At 68.2% G+C, this 15,090-nt stretch carries 10 protein-coding genes; 6 read left to right on the top strand and 4 right to left on the bottom strand.

Going from position 1 to position 15,090, the window contains the following annotated elements; translation table 11 throughout:
• Window positions 1-80 precede the first annotated feature (80 nt).
• On the top strand, window positions 81-1,544 hold the full coding sequence (locus tag OO015_RS04705; protein WP_265940077.1) for a CCA tRNA nucleotidyltransferase: 1,464 nt from the start codon (window positions 81-83) through the stop codon (window positions 1,542-1,544).
• Here the strand turns inward: OO015_RS04705 and OO015_RS04710 are convergent.
• On the bottom strand, window positions 1,507-3,330 hold the full coding sequence (locus OO015_RS04710; RefSeq protein WP_265940078.1) for a globin-coupled sensor protein: 1,824 nt from the start codon (window positions 3,328-3,330) through the stop codon (window positions 1,507-1,509). The two genes, OO015_RS04705 and OO015_RS04710, sit on opposite strands and share 38 nt — an antisense overlap.
• A gap of 225 nt (window positions 3,331-3,555) precedes the next feature.
• Between OO015_RS04710 and OO015_RS04715 the strand changes: the two genes are divergently transcribed.
• Window positions 3,556-4,623 (top strand): site-specific integrase, encoded by a 1,068-nt coding sequence (locus OO015_RS04715; protein ID WP_265940079.1) that lies wholly within the window; start codon window positions 3,556-3,558, stop codon window positions 4,621-4,623.
• 86 nt (window positions 4,624-4,709) lie between these two features.
• Here the strand turns inward: OO015_RS04715 and OO015_RS04720 are convergent, their stop codons facing one another.
• The 3 genes from OO015_RS04720 to OO015_RS04730 all read right to left on the bottom strand — a co-directional run bounded on the left by OO015_RS04720 (window position 4,710) and on the right by OO015_RS04730 (window position 9,108).
• Window positions 4,710-5,150, bottom strand: coding sequence for a hypothetical protein (locus OO015_RS04720; protein ID WP_265940080.1), 441 nt, complete (start codon window positions 5,148-5,150; stop codon window positions 4,710-4,712).
• A 192-nt stretch (window positions 5,151-5,342) separates the two neighbouring features.
• Window positions 5,343-8,360 carry an EAL and GGDEF domain-containing protein gene (locus OO015_RS04725; protein WP_265940081.1) on the bottom strand — a complete coding sequence of 1,006 codons (3,018 nt, stop codon included), beginning with the start codon at window positions 8,358-8,360 and terminating at the stop codon, window positions 5,343-5,345.
• Between the two features lie 355 nt (window positions 8,361-8,715).
• Entirely contained in the window at window positions 8,716-9,108 is a 393-nt protein-coding gene (locus OO015_RS04730; RefSeq protein WP_265940082.1) for a DUF2267 domain-containing protein, read from the bottom strand.
• 694 nt (window positions 9,109-9,802) lie between these two features.
• Here OO015_RS04730 and OO015_RS04735 point away from each other — a divergent pair.
• The 4 genes from OO015_RS04735 to OO015_RS14070 all read left to right on the top strand — a co-directional run bounded on the left by OO015_RS04735 (window position 9,803) and on the right by OO015_RS14070 (window position 14,496).
• Window positions 9,803-10,681, top strand: a complete 879-nt coding sequence (locus OO015_RS04735; protein WP_265940083.1) for an LLM class F420-dependent oxidoreductase — start codon at window positions 9,803-9,805, stop codon at window positions 10,679-10,681.
• Window positions 10,682-10,751: 70 nt separating this feature from the next.
• On the top strand, window positions 10,752-11,684 hold the full coding sequence (locus tag OO015_RS04740; RefSeq protein WP_265940084.1) for a substrate-binding domain-containing protein: 933 nt from the start codon (window positions 10,752-10,754) through the stop codon (window positions 11,682-11,684).
• A gap of 12 nt (window positions 11,685-11,696) precedes the next feature.
• Window positions 11,697-12,389, top strand: coding sequence for an ABC transporter permease (locus tag OO015_RS04745; protein WP_265940085.1), 693 nt, complete (start codon window positions 11,697-11,699; stop codon window positions 12,387-12,389).
• 799 nt (window positions 12,390-13,188) lie between these two features.
• Window positions 13,189-14,496 carry a helix-turn-helix transcriptional regulator gene (locus tag OO015_RS14070; RefSeq protein ID WP_323053842.1) on the top strand — a complete coding sequence of 436 codons (1,308 nt, stop codon included), beginning with the start codon at window positions 13,189-13,191 and terminating at the stop codon, window positions 14,494-14,496.
• Window positions 14,497-15,090 lie beyond the last annotated feature (594 nt).

Raw genomic sequence — 15,090 nt, forward strand, 5'->3', positions numbered from 1 at the left:
ATGCAGCGACCACGACCGGTCCTGCAAAGACGAGGCGCCCACCTCGGGTACAATGGCAGGGTGTGTCGGGAGCGTGTGGGATGACCGAACGGCGTCCGACGAGTCTGGAGACCGAGCTCGACCGTTCCGTCCTCGAGCGGTTACCACCCGCCTTGCGGGATATCAACGACCGTCTGGCGCGCGTATTCACCGCAGCCGGGCACGAGCTGTATCTCGTCGGCGGTGTGGTGCGCGACCTGTTGCTCGGGCGCCCGGTTACCGATCTCGACTACACGACTTCGGCGCATCCTGAAGAGACGAAACGGCTTGGTCAAGAAGCTGGAGCCGACAGTCTCTACACGGTCGGCGAAGCGTTCGGGACGATCGGTCTGGTCTTCGCCGGGGTGACGGTCGAGATCACCACCTACCGGACCGAGTGGTATCCGACAGCCGACCGTCGTCCGAGCGTCCGCTTCGGCGAGAGCCTCCTCGAGGATCTGGCGCGCCGCGACTTCACGGTGAACGCCATGGCCGTCCACGCAGTGACCGGCGACCTGGTCGACCCCTTCGGGGGACTCCGGGACCTGGAACGCCGCCTCATCCGGGCAGTCGGTGACCCACGTGAGCGGTTCGGTGAGGACCCGCTGCGGATGTTGCGCGCCGCTCGCTTCGCGGCCCAGCTGGGCTTCGACGTCGAGGCCGAAACGCGTGCCGCGATGCGCGAGCTGGCCGCCGAACTCCAGCGCGTGAGCGTCGAGCGGATCGCGATGGAACTCAACCGGCTGCTGATCGCGCCGGAACCCGATCGGGGGCTGGAGCTCTTGCGCGAGACTGGGCTGCTCGCCTTCGTGCTCCCCGAACTCGTCCCGCTCGCCGAGGACGTAACCGACCGGCGGCACAAGGACATCTGGCGGCACACGCTCCAGGTGGTCCGGCAGAGCCCACCGCGGCTCGCGGTACGCTGGGCTGCCCTCCTGCACGATGCCGCCAAGCCGATGACGCGGACGATCGACGAGCACGGCGAGGTGCACTTCTTCGGCCACGAGGTGAAAGGGGCAGAACTCGCACGCAAGGCGCTCCGCCGCCTGCGGCAAGAGAAAGCGCTGACCGAGCGCGTCGCCCGGCTGGTCGAACTGCACCTGCGTCCGGCAGCCTACGACGAGACGTGGACCGATTCGGCTGTCCGCCGCTTGATGGTCGAAGCGGGCGACCTCCTCGAGGACCTCCTCGATCTGGTCGCGGCCGACGTGACGAGCGCGCGTGCCTGGCGACGCCGCGAGGCCCGCGAGCGGATGGAACGGCTCCGTGCGCATATCCGCCGGCTGGAAGAGGAAGCGGCGCTCGCTCAGATCAAGAGCCCGCTGGACGGCAACGAGCTGATGGCGATCTTCGGCCTACCGCCAGGCCGCTGGATCGCCGAAGTCAAGAACTATCTCCGCGACCTGGTGATCGAAGGCCAGCTTGCCCCGGGAGACAAGGAGACAGCACGCCTTCTGGCCGAGCGCTGGGTCGCCGAGCATCCGGAGGTCATCGCTGCGGCGCGAGAACGCCCTGGCCGACGTTGACTCCGGCCGTCTGGTCCGTCGAACCTGTGTTGTCGAGAGGGCGAAAGGCCTGGGCGACACGGGTAAGTTGTCCAGCGGCATCGGCAAGCGTTTCCGCCACATCTCGGACACTCTCGGTTTCAGCCTGGAGCTGTGCGATGAGCGTGCCGAGACTCTCGGCCGCCGCGCTCGTATCACGGCTCGCTGCCGCCACCTCATGGACTTGTCGTGTGACCCGCTCCAGGGTGACCGCGACTTCTTCCGTCGCTGCGGTGTGACTTTCAATAACCCGGGTGACGCGCTCGAGCTCGGCAACCAGTTCGTCTTTGGCACGCGTCATCGTCGTGCTCGCATGGCCGACCGCTTGCATACGCTCACCGATCTCCCGCATGCCGGTCATCAAGCGCTGGAGTGCCATCTCGGCAGAACCGGCGAGCGTCACACCTTCCTCCACCTCCTGCACCCCAGACGTGGTCACGGCAACGACCTCGTCCAGCTTTGTCAAGACGTCATCGACAAGCCCGCGAATCTCCTGGGTCGTCGTACTGGAACGTTCAGCGAGCTTGCGCACTTCTTCGGCGACGACGGCGAAACCCTTTCCAGCTTCCCCAGCTCGCGCTGCCTCGATCGCGGCGTTCAGGGCCAAAAGATTGGTCTGGCGAGCGATGTCGTCGACTGCTTCGACCATTTGCGTGATCCGCCGCGAGAGGGTCGCCATCTCGGTCACCCTCGTGCCGATCTGCTGCATAGCCTCGCCGGATCGGCGGAGCGAGCTGATCGCTCGCCGGACTGTCTCGGAGCCTGACGCTGCCTCTTCGCTGTTCCGCTGAGTCGCGCACGCTCCTTCGTGGGCAGTCGTCGCGACTGCCTGGATGGCCGCCGCGAGCGTCTGCGCGAGTTCGGTCAAGCGCTGTACCGCGCGCTGCTGCTCCGCTGCGCCGCCAGCGATAGCAGCGACGGCACGCTGCACCTCGTCGATCGCCCGCGTCGCTTGTTCGAGCAGTTCGCTCTGCCGGACAGAGCCGCCAGCGACGACCTGAACGGCCTGTGCCGCCTCGGTCGCAGCCTGAGCGAGGTCCTGGCTCACGGCATCGAGCCGTGCACTGGCACTGCCGGCGAGTGCCGTGACCAGCTGCAAACCGCGGATAGCCGAAAGTACCCCTTCTTTGAGTTCCCGGTATCGGTCGGAGAGGTCGTCCTCCGGTCGCTCCGGCACGACGGCAGCGAGATCGAAACCGACCGAGTCGAGGTACTCGAAGAAGAAAGCATCGACGACCGCCTGCTGGTCGAGATTGAAAACCTTGGTGAGTGCACGCTCAACCCGCCACACGCGCCACGGCTGGAGAGGATACCTGCGGCGGAGTTCAGCACGCACGAAGTCGAGATAGCGTCCGTAACTGCCCAGATACCACTTCATCGGCAAGTCGATCACGTTGTGGCGCACGCCGATGCGCAGGCGCTGTCGAAAGTAGGCGAGATCGTAGCCCTGCTGGGCAGCTCGGAAGATCTCGCGAAAGTAGGCTGCTTGTGACTGCTCGAGCCGGCGACGCACTTCGGCGAGCGGCATCCCGTGCGCCTGCGCATAGCGCTCGAAGAAGCGGCGAGTCGGCTCGAAGGCGAACTGAAAATCGTAGAAGCGCTTGGCTATGGAGTCCGCCACCCGCTCGGCCCAAGGCAGCAGGCGCGCGAGTTCGCGACGCTCTCGGTCAGTGAGGCCGAGGAAAGAGAGTCTCAGGCGGAGTCCCTCTTCCGTCAGTCGCATCGTCTGAGCGAGCGAATCGGCCCGCTGATCCTGTGGTGTGCGCATCTCGCCTGACCTCCTCCGGTAGATCCCCCGATCGCATGATTCACAGTGCGTTTCTATATTAAAATGGTGAACAAGTGACCCATCCAGCCGTTTTGCCTCGCTTTCCCAGATCGCTCAGGATGGAAATATCGCAAGAACGCAGCGTTCCCTGAAGGTTTCTCTCCTAGGACAAAAGTCGGATCGCGCCGGTACGGCCGTCTATTAGACTGGGACACGAGGGAGACGGTGCAGGAAGAGTTTTCGCTCACCAGAACGATCGACGAGTGGCTCGCCGGTCGTCCCGCTGCAACGCGTCGCGCGTATCGCCACGACGTTCAAGAGTTCCTGGCTGCGCTCGGAGGAGACCTGGGTCGTTTGGACGAGCCGGCGATCCGTCGCTGGCTGGCGACGTTCGATCACCGGCGTCTCGCCCAGGCGACCGCCCGGCGCAAGCTGGCCGCTGTCCGGTCGTTTCTCCGCTTTCTCCATCAACGCGGACTCGTCGCTCACGATCTCACTCGCGCCGTGCCGACAACGCTGCAGGTCACCGAGTCTCCCGTACCGATCGTGCGTTCGACCGAACGCGGGCGGCTGCTCGCCGCCTCGCTCCGCGTCGCCGATCCACGCCTGCAGCTCCTGCTCTGGCTCGCCGGCTGCGGCTGCCCACTTCCGGTCGTCGCTCGTCTCCGCTGGCGCGATCTCCATCCCTACGATGGGGAAGGGATCGCCGTCTGCTCGGACGAGCAGAATCGGCTACTCCGGTGTGTCATTCCAGGCATGATCTGGCGCTCGCTCCAGCCGTTGCTCGCCAAAGAGCACCCTGACGCTCCCGTATTCCAGAGCAGCGACGGTAGCGCGGCGCGGCCGGAAGATCTGGCCGAGGCGATCGGCTGGGTGCTCGACGAGACGGCAGACAGTCGCCTCGGTGCGGAACGCGATCGCGACCGACTGCTCACGCTGACCGAGATCGCGCGCCGGCTCGGCCTACCAGAAACGACGGTTCGGTACTACCGCGACCGGTTCGCTCCCTACCTCCCGGCTGTCGGCAGCGGCCGTGCGCGCCGCTATCCACAGCAGACCGTCGAGCGGTTGCGCTGGATCGTCGAACAGCTTCGGGCTGGCGCCTCGCCGCACGAGATCGAGGCACAGCTGCGCTCCGCCCCGCCTGACCTCGCGACACACGCCCCTGCTGCTGACGCGCAATTGACCGATTCTGTCGGCCGCTTGAGCCAGCGGATTCGAGAACTGACTGAAAGCTTGCAGCGACTGTCCCAGATTCTCAGCGAGCTGCGTTCCATTGCACCGGACAAGTGAGTTCGCTGGCGCTGTCATGCCTCACCACGAACGCCCCGGTCACCCCACGGCCAGTAGCGTGGTGACTCCCGGCAGACAGCTGCGGCTCAGTCGGACACCGCCCGGGCCGCCCAGATGGAGCCAGGGAAGCGCTCGCGTAGCCTAGCCCAGACCCGATCGAGTTCGGTGCGCGACCGCGTCACCAGGTACACCGCAACACCCCACCAGTAGTGTGCCTCGGGTGCCCAAGGACTCACCGGGTCCCGCATCGCGACGTGCCCGAACAGGCGCAAAGCATCGGTGAAGCGTGCCCAGTGGAGGGCGACGTGCCCTTCACCCAGATCCAGCAGATCGAGGAACAGCTCCGGCGGCAGGAAGTCCGGGCTCTGGTAGCGCACGGCACCGCGCCGGTCGAGGAAGAGCACAGTCGGCGTCCAGATGACCCCGAGCGGGCGCAGCCACTCCCGCGGATCCCGGAACAGGTCGAGCGAGAGCGGAACGAAGCGCTGCTCGACCGCTGCGCGGACACGCTCGTCGCTGAAGGTCACGGCTTCCAGCCGTGCGCACCCGCGTCAGCCGTCTTTCCAGACATAGGTCAGCACGGGCTTGCGCTCGTGTTGCGCGCGTTCGAGAGCATCCGGCAGCGAACGACGCCAGGCGATCATGCGGGCCTCCTCCAGTCTATGCGCAGTATCGTCTCCTTCAGCAGAACAGGCAACTGAAGCAGCGACCTGTCGCTTTTAGCGGTGCTGTTGCTCCCGCAAGAGTTCGACGATCGCCTCGGGTGGGCGCGGCCGAGCGATCGCGAATCCCTGGCCATAGTCGCACCCGAGCGAGCGGAGGAGCACGAGCTGACGCTCGTTCTCGATTCCCTCGGCGGTGACCGAAAGCCGCAGGGAACGCGCGAGTTCGAGGACCGACCGGACAACTGCCTCGCTCGTTGCATTCTCGTGGATGTCCGCAATGAGCTGACGGTCAAGCTTGATGCCGTGCACCGGTAAGCGCTTGAGGTACCCGAGCGACGAGTACCCTGCGCCGAAATCGTCGATAACGACAGCGATACCGAGCGCACGCAGGCGTTCGAGACGTTCGCGCGACACTGCAGGATCCAGCATCGCCGATTCGGTCATTTCCAGCGTCAACCGTTCGGGCGGGAGACCGATGACGTGGAGAATGTCCTCGGCGAGCTGTGGGACGTCGATGTGCAGGAAGTCGGTCGGGCTAAGATTCACGCTGACGGTCAGGTCCGGAGCGAGACCGAGGCGCAGCCAGCTGCGCAGCTGCCGGCAGGCCTGCAAGAGCACCCACTGGGTGAGATGCGAGATGAGTCCAGTTACCTCCGCGAGTGGAACGAAGACCGCAGGAGAGACAGCACCGCGAGTCGGGTGGTACCAGCGGACGAGCGCTTCCACACTGACGATGCGACCAGTCGCGAGGTCCACGACGGGCTGGTAATGGAGATGGAGATCCCCTTGCTCGAGCGCTCGTCGCAGGTCACGCTCGAGCGCCTGTCGGTCGACACTCGCCTGGTAGAGCTCCGCGTCGAAGACAGCCAGGCGCTCGCGTTGCTGGCGCTTACTGGCCTGGAACGCGATCTCCGCACGCCGGAGCGCCTGGACCGGGCTATCGTCCGGCTCGACGAAGGCGAGACCACCACGCATGCTGAGGTACACTTCCTCACCACCGACGTCGTACCAGTCGCTCGAGTGCTCGAGCAGCGCGGTCGCCAGCCGAACGAGGTGCTGGCGGTCGTCGGCACGCAAGAGGACCGCGAAGCGATCTGCCTCCAGGCGGGCAGCGATCAGCGCTTCCGGAACGCCGCGCAAGCGATCCGCCACAGACCGGAGGGCAGCGTCACCGGCCTCCCAGCTGATCGCATCGTTCAAGGCTGAGAACCGCTCGAGATCGCAACAGAGGACACCGAGCACACCGTCCTCGGCGGACGAGCGGAACGCTTCGAGTGCCTCGAGAAAGCCGAAGCGATTCGCGAGACCGGTCAGCGGATCGCGCGTGGCTCGCTCGCGCAACAGCTGTTGCGCACGGTGCCGCTCCGTCACGTCCCGGATCGAGAGCACGACCCCGCCGATATGCGGGTCGTCCACGAGGTCGACACCAGAGATCTCGACGATCCGTGACGGTCTGTCCTTGAGACTGAGCTCGATCCGGGTCGTCCGATCGGGCACGAGTTCCTCCGCGAGCCAGCGCTGCAACCGCTCGGGATCAGCGATGAACTCGGTAAGCCGGTGTCCCACGGCTGCGCCCGCCTCGATCCCCAGGACCCGTCCACTGGCCGGCGAGGCGAAGCGGACGATTCCCTCGCCATCCAGTACCAGGAGCGCATCCGGGGAAGCGAGCACGGTCGCACGCAGCCAGGCGTGGTGCTGGGCTTCGACCTGCTCGGCCCGGCGCTGGAGGACGGCTGCCATGATCAGCTGACCGACGAGCGTCAGCAGATCGATCTCCTCCTCGCTCCACAACCGTTGCTCCCGCTGTTGCGCGGCGACGAGGCAGCCGAGCAGCTGACCGGAGGTGGAGAGCGGCACAGCGACCAGCGAGCGGACACCCAGGTGTTGGAAGACGGTGCGCTCAGCTTTCGCTTCTTCGGGTAGTTGTTCGAGCCTAGTCAGCAGGACGAGCTGCCGCTGCTCCAATCGCTGGCGCAGCCAGGTCAGTTCGGCGACCGTCCGGTCGTCCGGCCACTGTGCAGAAAGCGACTGACCACTGGCCTGCCAGCGAGCGAGCAGCGTCACACTCTCGTTCTGGAAACAGAAGAGCACGAGCGCATCGACGGCGAGAAACTGTCCGACATCGGCCAGGATCGTGGAGAGCGCCGTTTCGAGTCCCTCGCTCGTGACCGCGACCAGGTTGCTCGCGATCCCGAGCAGTACATTATGGAATGCGAGTTCGCGTTGGAGGCGTGCCTCGATCCGCTTCTGCTGCGTGACGTCCGTCAAGATCCCGTGCCAGATCCAGGGGCGACCACCCTCGTCCGTCACCAGGATCGCTTCGTCGCGCAGCCAGACGACTCGCCCATCGCCGGTGCGGAAACGATACTCGACGCGGAACGGCTCGCCCGAGCGATCGGTCTGCTCCTCCTGGTGGAGGACCCACACGCGGTCCTCGGGGAGGACAAAGCGCTCGTACCAAGTCGCCCGATCGACCTGTAACTGCTCCGGCGACCAGCCGAGCAGGCGCTCGGCAGCGGGGCTGACGTAGACCTTCCGGTGTGGCGGCGCGACTTCCTCCGCGTACACGACAGCTGGGAGTTGCTCGATGAGCGCCTGGTAGCGCCGCGCTATTGCCTCGAAATCGGGAAGACGCGCGAGGACCTCTCCGAGATCGTGGACAGTCGAGCGCAGAAACGTACGCCCCCCGACCTGGACCGGCGCCGTCACGACTTCGACCAGCCGGATCTGGTGGTCAGCGAACCGGTGCAGGAACACGAACCGCCCGGTACTTCGCTGGAGCACTTCGCGCATGCGGGCGACGATCTCCGGCCACGGCAGTACGTTCAGCCGATCGATCCGGAAGGTCCGGAGCGTCGCCCGCGGCCAACCGTAGAAGCGGGCTGCTGCCTCGTTGGCGTCGACGATCCGACCGTGCTCCGGATCGATGAGGAGCTGGGGCTCGTCCGGCCCATGGAAGCCAGCCAGCGAAGAACCGATTGACTCCCCGTCATCCGGTCGCGCGGCGCACTCCCCTCGGAGCGAGGAAGATGCGGCACTGCGTTGTGCCGGTTGACGCTCGCGCCCCTCCACCCTGTCCCCCTGTTCCAGCGAGGACATGCTCAGTGTTCTGTAATCGGCAAACAGACGAAGAATCTGAAGGGGAGTTGCCTTCTCGCTGCGTTCTCGGATGGCGACTGACTGCACTCGGGCAGGCACGTGCGCCGGACGTACCTCGCGTGCCAGCACGCGTACAAGGTCCGGTCGCTGCCCGGCTGCGGTAGCCCGCTGCGCGACCACCCGGAGGTTGGGCCGGCGGTGCTCGACCGTCCACAGATCCGCTTACCCGAACGAGCCCCGTACCGACGAAAGCCGCCCGGGATCTTCCCGGGCGGCGCATAGTACACGGGTCACGCGCCAGTGCAGATGCAGGACTCGGTCCTGGCGATCACTGCGGCCCTTCCCACTCGAAGAGTGGCGCGTAGTCGGGGCCAAGCTGGTGCTTGACATCGTCGAGCTCGCCAGCGCTGACCGCTTCCTGGATCACGCTCATCACGGCGCGCGCCCAAAAGGCTGCTTCCGGCATCGGCGCATGCAACCGCTCGGCGATCCGCTCGTAGAACTGCTTGAGCGACATGTGCCGGCCTTCGCCAGCATGCGGGTATTCGAGGATATAGTCCTTGACGATCATCGGCAGCTGGGCAGCGAGATCCTTCGCTTCCCCGCCAGCGAGCCGCTCGGCGAGCGTTTCCAGCACGGCCCGCGTCACCCGCTCGGCCTCGCCACGCGAAGCCAACCGCGCTCGATGCTGCACCTTGCCGATGAACTCATCGAACTGCATGACACTCCCTCCCCGTCTCGATCGAAACCGACGACCATACTATGCGACAGAACGTGCGACCGCGCAAGAGTCGCGCCGCGCGGGCGGGGTGCGGCGGCTGCCTCCAGCAGCGAGAAGCACGCTGGAACGGCTTGCCCTGGTCACTCCGCTCGCACCCGTGGGGAAGGATGGTGGACAAAGCGCGAGCCGTGGCAAGACCAGGGACGGCGATACCTTTGTACACGGCAGCAGCCGTCGCGTGGCTCCTCATCGACGCCTCAACCGGCGGGACGATCGTCGACCGGACGATCCCCGCGCCTGGCAGCGCGGCCGGGCGAGGCGCGCAGAGCCGACCTGCACCTAATCGACCACCGTTGTCGCTGTAGGGATCAGGCGTGCCTGAGCCGCCCGGCCTGATCGGGCCGGAAAACCACCGTTCCCGCGCCTACGGTGCGGACGGGCGAGGCACGCCTCGCCCCTACAGGGGAAAACGCGGACGGGGGAACTACGCGTGGCGAGGCGAGGATGCGGGTATTCAGATGGGCACCGCTGCACCTTCGGTGGTGCCCGCGCCATCCGGCGCGGCCGGGCGAGGCACGCCTCGCCCCTACCGGGGCAACGTGGACGGGGTGCCGGGCGTGTGCCCGGCGGGGATCAGGGATGCCCCACCCGGCGCTATACTGCTGGCCGGACGCGACGCGCGAAAGGGGCGACCATGCGGATCGGGCTCGTCTTCCCGCAGACCGAGATCGGTAGCGACCCGGCGGTCATCCGCGAATATGCTCAGGTAGCCGAGGGGCTCGGCTACACCCACCTCCTCACCTACGAACACGTCGTCGGTGTCGACCTCGCCCGCTACCCGGGCTGGCGGGGACCCTACCACGCTGGCCACCAGTTCCACGAGCCGTTCGTCCTCTTCGGTTACCTCGCGGCGGTGACGGAGCGGATCGAGCTGGTCACCGGCGTCGTCATCCTGCCGCAGCGGCAGACGGTGCTGGCAGCCAAACAGGCAGCCGAGGTGGACGTCCTCTCCGGCGGGCGGCTGCGGCTCGGGGTCGGTGTCGGTTGGAACGAGGCGGAGTACGTCGCGCTCGGGATGGACTTCCACACGCGCGGTCGGCGCGAGGAGGAGCAGATCGAGGTGCTGCGCCTGCTCTGGACGCAGCCGGTGGTGACTTACGAGGGGCGCTGGCACCGCCTGCCAGCCGTCGGGATCAACCCGCTGCCGGTGCAGCGCCCGATCCCGATCTGGCTGGGCGGCATGTCGGAGGCGGCACGCCGCCGGGCGGCCCGGCTGGCCGACGGCTGGATGCCGCAGTGGCGGCCGACCGCCGAGCTGCGGGCGATGGTCGAGGAGCTGCGCGAGTGGGTGGCGGCAGCCGGCCGCGATCCAGCGTCGTTCGGGATCGAGGGGCGGCTCACGCTCGCCCAGGTGCCGACGTCCGAATGGGAAAAAGACGTCCAGGCCTGGCGCGGCCTCGGTGCGACGCACCTGTGTATCAACACGATGGGGATGGGACTGGCCGGGCCGCGCGAGCACATCCGCCTGATCCGCGAGCTGGCCGGCGTCTTCGGCGTGGAGCCGGATGCGTGAGCGAGGCGCCGCTCGCGCAGCCGCCGCGGGCCGAGGCGGTGGGAAGCACCTGGGCGTGAGGAGAAGCGCAGTGCGAGCTGGGTGTTGGTGGGTACTCCTGGTAGCCATCGTGCTCGCCGGCTGTGCGGGCACCCCGGCCTCGACGGCGACCGGGCCGGCGGCGAGCGCGCCCGTCGTCCAGCCGACCGCGGCGGCCACGGCGACCGCAGAACGGCTGCCGACCGCAGTACCGGGCCAGGAGACGGTGTTCCTGGCGACGACGACGAGCGTGCAGGACAGCGGGCTCCTCGACGCGCTCCTGCCGCGCTTCCAGGAGGAGACCGGCTACGTGGTGCGGGTCACCGCGGTCGGGACGGGGCAGGCGCTGGAGCTCGGGCGTCGCGGCGAAGCGGACGTCCTGCTCGTCCATGCGCCGGATGCCGAGGAGCGCTTCATGGCCGAAGGGAACGGGAAGCTCCGCTGGCTGGTTGCGACCAATGATTTCGTGGTCGTCGGGCCGGCGGACGACCCGGCTGGTGTGCGCGGCACGACGTCGGTGCTGGCATGCCTGCAGCGGATCGCCGCCGCGGGCGCGACCTGGGTCAGCCGGGACGACCGCTCGGGGACCGACCTCCTGGAGAAGCGGTTGTGGAAGGAAGCGGGGATCGACCCGTCCGGGCAGCCCTGGTACGTCACCTCCGGCCAGGGGATGGGGCGGACGCTCGTCCTCACCGACCAGAAGCGGGCCTACACGCTGAGCGATCGCTCGACCTATCTGGCCTTTCGGTCCAGGCTCCAGCTCGAGGTCCTGTGTGCCGGTGACCCGAAGCTGGTCAACCAGTATCACGTCATCACGGTCAATCCGGAGAAGTTCCCGCACGTCAACGCGGCTGGCGCCGAGGCGTTCGCGCGCTTCCTGGTCTCACCGGAGGCACAGCAGATCATCGCGCGCTTCGGTGCTGACCGGTACGGTGAGCCGCTGTTCCGACCGGCGATCGAGCCGAGGGCGACACCGGCGCCCTGAGCGAGGAGCGCGATGGAACTCTTCTGGGACGGGCTGGTCGGTGCAGTCCAGCTGATCCTGCGCGGGGACCCGCAGCTGCGCGAGGTCGTTTGGCGGACGCTGGTCGTCTCCGGCTGCGCGACACTGCTGGCCGTGGTCGCTGGGGTGCCGCTCGGTGTGGCGCTGGCGGTCGGGCGCTTTCCGGGCCGGGAAGCGCTCAGCCTGGCGGTGAACACCGGTATGGGCTTGCCACCCGTGCTGGTCGGGCTGGTGGTCACGATCTTGCTCTGGCGGAGCGGGCCCTTCGGCTTTCTGGGGCTGCTCTACACTCCGGCCGCGATGATACTCGCCCAGTGGATCGTCGCCTGGCCGATCGCGGCCGGTGTCACGCGCACTGCGATCGAGGTGCTCGACCAGGAGCTGGTGGACGCGCTGCGGGTCTTCGGTGCCGGGCCGTTCCGGACCGGCTGGGAGCTGGTGCGGGCGGCGTTGCCACAGGTGGGATTCGCCGCAGCCGCCGCCTTCGGGCGGGCCATTTCAGAGGTCGGCGCCTCGATCATGGTCGGTGGGAACATCCTGGGACAGACGCGGATCCTGACGACGGCGATCGTTTTGGAGACGAACCGCGGCGAGTTCGCGCTGGCGCTCGCGCTCGGTTTCGTCCTGCTCGCGCTCGCGCTGGTGGTCAATATCGGGGCGCGGGCGCTCGTGCTCCCGGCACGCTGAACAGTGACGCCAGCAGGTAGCGTGGTCAGCACGGCATCCGGTGGCGCGTGTCGAATTCTCCGGCTCACCGGAGCCAGCGGGTGATTGCACTCCGTCCGAGCATGCCCCTGCTCCACCGCACTGCGACCGGCCGACTTCGCTGCGGAGGAAAGGGCGGTGCCACCTTGGCAACGACTTCTGTCGAGTGGTATCCTTTGTCTTGGCGGGCGGGAGCACCCCCGCTACCCGGCCCGCACCCCAATCCCTTCCCTTCCCTTGGCGCGCGGAGCGCTCCGTCCCCCAGTGCTCCGCGCGTTTTTCTTTAGGCGCACTCGGTGTACCATGCCCGCGAACACACTGACCGGCGAGGAAAATCGGATACCCCGCCGGTCAGTGACCCCCTTTTGCCGCGACGGGCACGAGCGACCATCCGGGCGCGATTCGGCGGGCGGCCCGCGCGAGAGGGCAAGAGGACGGCCGGCCAGCTCGCCCGCTCTGGCGGCTGCCCGGCGGTACTCGCTCCCGCTGCGCTCGCCGTCCGTGAAACCGGCGGCCCGTCTCGCTTCCATCGCCCGCCTCTCCGCCGGCCATGTCGTGCACCGACGCGTCCGTGCACTGGCTATGTACGACTTCCAGAGTGCAGTGTCTGTCCGTCGTTCGGGGGATGGAGGGAGCTGGACGTATCCGCAATTCGGGGGACAGCGGTCGAGCGGTCCGATCGGGCGGACGGCCAGTGTCCGTCGTTTGACGGACACGGTCGGCTGGAGAAAGAATAGGGTCGTATCGGTCGGCTCTCCGGCACGTGAAGGGGCAGGCTGGAGTGCGGGAGCCGGGTCGGGCAGCTCTCGGGCTCGGGTTGGTCTTCGCGTGGCTGCTCTTGGTGCCGCTCGGTCCGGCCGCTGGTGCCGCGACCGGCTGGGTGAGCGGGGCCGCGGTCGCCCACGGTCTGGGGTTGCTCGTCGCTGGTTGGACTCTCCGGCGCTGGGGGACACGACTCTGGCCGGTCATTGCGGTGTTCGGTGCCGCCGCGCTGGTGCAGGCGCTCTGGCCAGCTGGGCGGGGTGCGTTCCTGGTGGTCGCTGGGGCGCTCGCGGCCGTGCCGGTGCTGGCCTGTGCCGGCGCGCTCGCCGCCTTGTCACCGCGCCAGCGCCCGTGGGCAGTGGCCGCCGGTGCCGCGTTGGCCAACCTGCCGCTCCTGGTGCTGCACGCGGGGAGTTCGCCGCTGCTGCTCCGGGCTGGTGCCGTCGCGGCGGCGCTGATCGCCGTGCTCGGCGGGTGGCTCGTGCGCCCTGCCACCGGCGCGCCGGTCGGGCCGCTGCCTCCGCGGCTCGTGGCGGCCGTCGGTGCCACCTACCTGGTCGGGGGCATCACCTATGGCCTGGTTCTGCCCGGACTCGGTGGCAACCCGCTCGGGGTGGTGCCGTACCTCGTGCTGCTCGGTGTTGCTGCCTGGCTGGCTGACCGGTTGGGGCGCGGGACGACCATCCGGATAGGGCTGGCGGCGCTCGGGCTGGCAGCCCTGGGCTGGGGACTCGGTTGGTCGCTGCTCGGCCCGCTCCTGGCGGCGCTCCTGGTCGGTTGCTGGGCGTTCGTCGACGTCGGCTGGTGGGCCCGGCTGGGTGACGAGCCGGACTGGCCGACGAGTTACGGCGCGGGGCTGGCGGCGATGGCCGCTGCGATCGGTCTGGGTCTCGTGGTCACGCCGCTCTTGGGCGGTGTCCATCCGCCCTCCGGTGCGGCTCTGGCGCTGGCAGCGCTGCTGGGCGCAGCGTTGCTCTTGCCGGGCGAGGTGTACGCGCAGCCGAGTGTACCGGTGTCAGCGGAACCACGGCAGCCAGTACCCGGAGCAGCCGAGCCGGAACGACCAGCAGATCCCGCACCGGTGGTGCGCTTGAGCCCGCGCGAGCGGCGGGTGCTGGAGCTGGTCGCCCGTGGCGCGAGCAACAAGGAGATCGCCCAGGAGCTGGGGGTAAGCGAGGCAACGGTCCGTACGCACCTGGAGCGGCTCTACCGCAAGCTGGGGGTACGCTCACGGACCGAGGCGGCTGCCTGGTACTGGCGGATGCTGGCCCGGGAGATGCCGGAGGCGGAGCGCGAGCGACAGCCGCGGGGTGGCGCGCGCGAGTGAGAAACGCGCCCGGTCGGGGTCGGGCAGGCCCGACCCGCAGTCTCCTCATCCCCCGGCCCCTGCCCCGCGATCGTGGGAACGGAGCCGAAACCCCGTAGGGAGCCAGGCGTGCCTGACCCGCCAAGCCCCCCGTCCCCCTCTCCCGCACCGCGCGGGAGAGGGGGTGCCGAGCGGAGCGAGACGGGAGTGAGGAGTGTCCGACCGGGCGACGCACGCGTCGCCCATCCAACGAACGTTGGGCGCCGCACGCCGCGCCCCTACGATGTGTGGCGGTCAGGGCCGGTGGCACACGCACTGCCCACCGGCCCGCATCGACGACCGCCATCCCATAGGGGTCACGCGTGCGTGACCCGTCGGGTCGGGTGTGCCCGACCTGTCCGGGCCGTCAGGCCCGGGAAACCCGCCACGTTCCCGCACCTCGCGGCGCGACACGCCGCGAGCCCCCTCACCCTCGGCCCCTCTCCCGCGGTGTGCGGGAGAGGGGTGCCGCACCAGCGGCGGGGGTGAGGGGTGTCCAACCGGGCGACGCACGCGTCGCCCCGACGAAAATGGGTCATTCGGCCACGGTCGCCTGCCGATCGCCCACCGGCCCCC

Origin of the sequence: Thermomicrobium sp. 4228-Ro (genome assembly GCF_026241205.1) — a bacterium.
GTDB lineage: Bacteria > Chloroflexota > Chloroflexia > Thermomicrobiales > Thermomicrobiaceae > Thermomicrobium.